The sequence below is a fragment of the Pantoea sp. CTOTU49201 genome, from assembly GCF_032054795.1.
Classification (GTDB): domain Bacteria; phylum Pseudomonadota; class Gammaproteobacteria; order Enterobacterales; family Enterobacteriaceae; genus Pantoea; species Pantoea symbiotica.
In genome coordinates, this window is record NZ_DAMBSA010000377.1 from 1 (window position 1) to 4,492 (window position 4,492).

The 4,492-nt window shown below is 51.8% G+C and carries 4 protein-coding genes and 1 pseudogene; all 5 read right to left on the reverse strand.

Annotated features, from left to right (window positions below; all coding sequences use genetic code 11):
• Positions 1 to 86 precede the first annotated feature (86 nt).
• Positions 87 to 1,322 (reverse strand): FtsH protease activity modulator HflK, encoded by a 1,236-nt coding sequence (gene hflK / locus RTY00_RS20340; RefSeq protein WP_008103614.1) that lies wholly within the window; start codon positions 1,320 to 1,322, stop codon positions 87 to 89.
• 171 nt (positions 1,323 to 1,493) lie between these two features.
• On the reverse strand, positions 1,494 to 2,774 hold the full coding sequence (gene hflX / locus RTY00_RS20345) for a ribosome rescue GTPase HflX (protein WP_154154933.1): 1,281 nt from the start codon (positions 2,772 to 2,774) through the stop codon (positions 1,494 to 1,496).
• An 80-nt stretch (positions 2,775 to 2,854) separates the two neighbouring features.
• Positions 2,855 to 3,172, reverse strand: coding sequence for an RNA chaperone Hfq (gene hfq / locus RTY00_RS20350; protein WP_008103618.1), 318 nt, complete (start codon positions 3,170 to 3,172; stop codon positions 2,855 to 2,857).
• Between the two features lie 110 nt (positions 3,173 to 3,282).
• Entirely contained in the window at positions 3,283 to 4,224 is a 942-nt protein-coding gene (gene miaA / locus RTY00_RS20355; RefSeq protein WP_312665849.1) for a tRNA (adenosine(37)-N6)-dimethylallyltransferase MiaA, read from the reverse strand.
• A pseudogene (locus tag RTY00_RS20360) lies at positions 4,217 to 4,492 on the reverse strand (DNA mismatch repair protein MutL); the annotation flags it as partial. The pseudogene RTY00_RS20360 and the gene miaA, both read right to left, overlap by 8 nt.

Genomic DNA, 4,492 nt, shown 5'->3' on the forward strand with positions numbered 1-4,492 from the left:
CGTTGGCCTTCCTGCACCACGAACAGTGACGCGTAAAGCACCACCAGCACTACAATAATTACGGCGATGATTGGCTTACGCATCGATTACTCCCTCCCCTGGCGCTGGGTATCGTTGCGCAGCGCATTAGCGCGACGCTGATCCATGATGCTGTCTGGACTGTAAGATGAAGTATCTCCCCGATTCGCATTGCTATCGGACGACGAAGGAGACTTCATTAAATTCGTCATTTTCTGACCGCCCTGACCAGATGCCTGACCACCGCGCATCAGTTGATCCAGTGGCAGAACCGTCAAATTGTTACCACGATCGCTGATCAATACCTTGCGGGTATGACTCAGCACACGTTCCATGGTTTCAATGTAGAGACGCTCTTTGGTGATTTCTGGTGCAGCTTTATATTCAGGCAGCAAACGGGCAAAACGTGCCACTTCACCCTGCGCTTCTAACACCGTACGTTCTTTGTAAGCACGACCCTCTTCAAGGATACGTTGCGCCTGACCATTAGCACGCGGCTGAACTTCATTCGAATAAGCTTCAGCTTCACGCACGTACTGTTCACGGTTTTCACGCGCGGCAATCGCATCGTCAAACGCGGCTTTAACTTCTTCCGGTGGACGCGCCGCTTGGAAGTTTACGTCCAGCAGGGTAATACCCATGTTGTACGGACGGATGGTCTCGTCGAGCTCACGCTGAGTTTCGCTACGTACCACAGTACGGCCTTCCGTCAGGATGCGGTCCATGGTTGAGCGACCAATAACGCCACGCAAGGCGCTGTCGGTGGCCTGACGCAGGCTGTCGTCGGCGCTGGTCACGGCATACAGATAACGCTCAGGATCGGTCACGCGGTACTGTACGTTCATCTCAACGCGCACCACGTTCTCATCGGAGGTCAACATCACGCCAGACGCGGCCAGTTCACGTACAGCTTCTACGTTTACGGCGCGAACCTGATCGACGAAAGTCGGTTTCCAGTTGAGGCCTGGCTCAACCAGATGGCTAAATTTGCCAAAGCGCGTGACGACGCCACGTTCCGCTTCTTTGATGGTGTAGAAACCGCTAGCCGCCCAGATAACGACCGCCGCTACGGCAACGATGCCAACTATTTTGCCACCGCTACCGCCGCTGCGTTGGCCATTGTCATTCTGTTTGCCACCGCCCAGTCCGCCGAGTTTTTTACTCAGCTTTCGGAAGATATCATCCAGATCAGGTGGTCCCTGATCGCGACCTCCTTTATTTCCCCCAGAGTTGCCGCCTTGATTATTGCTGCTTCCCCACGGGTCGCGGTCCTGTCCGTTATTTCCGGGCTGATTCCACGCCATGTTTCTACTCCATTTATTGTATTTACGGCTTACCCTGCATCTTTCAGGTTGTAGCGGCGTTGGCTGCTTTCACTCATCCCGGTCACTTACTGATGTAAGCTCCCGGGAATTCGTTCAATTGCCACCTTGCTACAACCTGAAATCTTTTGGGTAAGATCGGTTAGGCAACGGTCAAACAATATAACTGGCTAGCGACGGCTCTTGTTTACATAGACGGCGCCAATCAACGATCGGCATACGCACGTGCAAACTCACACAGCCATCATCTTCATTCCATTCTTTTTCTATAGCATGCAACTGATAAAAACGACTGCGTAAACGGCCCGCTTCCGGCGGCAGACGTAAATCGTACTGCGCAATTTCACCGGCCAAACGCTCAGAAAGCGCCTGCCACAGTAACGGCAGACCCACGCCGCTCTGTGCAGATAACCAAACGCGAATCGGTTGGTTCTCTTCGTTACGATCGATACGCGGCTCAAAATCTTCCAACATATCGATTTTGTTCATGACCATCAGTGCTGGAATTTCATCGGATTCTATTTCTACCAGCACTTCATTCACGGCTTCGATGTTGTCATTGATACGTAAATCAGCCGCATCAACAACATGGAGCAGCAGCGCTGCCTGACGCGTTTCCTGTAGCGTAGCTTTAAACGCAGCCACTAAATCATGTGGCAAATGACGAATAAATCCCACTGTGTCAGCCAGAACCACTTCACCAACGTCTGCAACATTCAGGCGACGTAAAGTTGGATCAAGTGTCGCAAACAGCTGATCTGCCACATAAACATCAGCGGAGGTTATCGCATTAAACAGGGTAGATTTGCCTGCGTTGGTGTAGCCCACCAAAGAAACGGTTGGCACGTCAGCTTTAGCACGTGATTGGCGGCCCTGATCGCGCTGCTTCTCAACACGCTCGAGGCGGGAAAGGATCAGGCTTATTCGATTGCGTAGTAAACGACGGTCCGTTTCCAACTGGGTTTCACCCGGGCCACGTAAACCGATACCACCTTTTTGGCGTTCAAGGTGCGTCCATCCACGCACTAAACGTGTTGCCATGTGGCGTAACTGTGCCAGCTCGACCTGTAATTTACCCTCATGGGTACGGGCGCGCTGAGCGAAAATATCAAGAATTAGGCCGGTGCGGTCGACAACACGACATTCACACACACGCTCTAAATTACGTTCCTGGGCAGGCGTTAAGGCATGATCGAATAAAACGACCGATGCTCCACTCGCTTTCACCGCATCGGCAATTTCAACTGCCTTTCCTTCACCGACAAAATATTTGGGATGTGGCGCTTTACGGCTGCCCGTAATGACTTGCAGCGCTTCAACGCCCGCAGAAGAGACAAGAGTTTCAAACTCCTGCAAATCTTCCAGCTCTTTGTCTTGGGAGAACCAGATGTGTACCAGTACGGCCTGCTCACCGGCTTCATAACGGTCAAACAAGCTATAACCTCGCTAAAATAAAATAACCAGGACAGGAAAACGTGCTCGTTCTCCAGCCCTGGCTTTACGGCAGCGCAAAATTATTCTGCGTTATCGCCGTCTTGTTGTGGCTGCGACTGAGCGCCTTGATTGCTTCCGCTGTGATGATAGTTGCTGCTACCACCGCTGCCGCCCGCGTTATTGCTATGGTGCGACACTGGACGAGAAGGAACCACTGTAGAGATGGCGTGCTTATACACCATCTGGCTGACCGTGTTTTTTAACAGAATGACGAACTGATCAAAGGATTCAATTTGCCCTTGCAGCTTAATACCATTCACCAAATAGATCGAAACCGGTACACGTTCACGACGCAATGCGTTCAAAAACGGGTCTTGTAAAGATTGCCCCTTAGCCATTCTATCTTTTCCTTATATGCTTGTTGTTTGTTGCTTTAAGAACCGTGGTTCAGAAAAACTGCGTAAAAATTTGCGCACGATAACCAATCAATTGTACACAATCATCCCTGCTACGCACTAACTACCTTAAGCACCGCATTACGCGCTGACTCTGGCTCATCACTGTTTAACCAGTGTACTTCAGGCCAGCCACGTAACCAGGTCATCTGGCGTTTAGCGAGCTGCCGAGTGGCGCAAATTCCCCGATAAACCATTTCGTCGTAATCAATTTCGCCTGATAAATAAGACCACATCTGGCGATAACCGACACAACGAATGGAAGGCATGTCCGTATGCAAATCACCTCGCGCAAACAGTGCACGAGCCTCCGCTTCAAATCCTGACGCTAGCATCTGGTCGTAACGCAACGCAATGCGTTGATGTATCAGTTCGCGACTCGCAGGTGCGATTGCAAACTGGTACACGTCGTAGGGTAACGCTTCGCCGGAGGTTTTTGTCAGTTCCGTTAAAGTTTTACCCGAAATAAAAAAAACTTCCAGTGCTCGCGAAAGTCTCTGCGGATCATTCGGATGAATACGACTACCGGCGACCGGATCGATTTCACACAGCTGACGGTGCAGGGCTTCCCACCCTTTCTCCGCCGCCATTTGCTCTATTCGCTGACGCACCTCGGGATCGGCCGAGGGCAACGGCGACAATCCTTCAAGCAACGCCTTGAAGTAGAGCATGGTTCCACCAACAAGCAACGGAATCTTCCCCTTCCGGGTGATCTCCGCCATTTCTGCCAACGCATCGCGACGAAATTCTGCGGCGGAATAGGCTTCCGCCGGATCGCGAATGTCCAGCAAACGATGGGGCGCCAGTGCTAACTCTTCTGCCGACGGTTTCGCCGTGCCAATATCCATCCCGCGATAGATTAAGGCAGAGTCAACGCTAATAAGTTCCACCGGAAGTTGCTGACGCAGCGAAATCGCTAATGCCGTCTTACCGGAGGCGGTAGGCCCCATCAAAAAAATTGCCTTTGGCCGGCTAGCCTGGTTTAGTTCACTCATGCTTCAACGCGTTCAGCGCGCTCTCAATCTCAATGGTCTGTAACAGACCTGAAGGCGGCGACTTCAGCAGTTGCGGGCAAAGCCTTTCCAGCTCTGCCAGCAGTGCAATCGCCTGCGAGTGATTCCAGTGAGCGTCTTCTGCATCATCTCGACGCGCCAGCCATTGGGCCAACGTGGATGCAGAAACCTCTTGCTGCCGGGCCAGGTAGCCTAACAGTTCTGGAATCAAGATTTGTAAATTTTGTGTTCGTAACGGTAAAGGCACCGC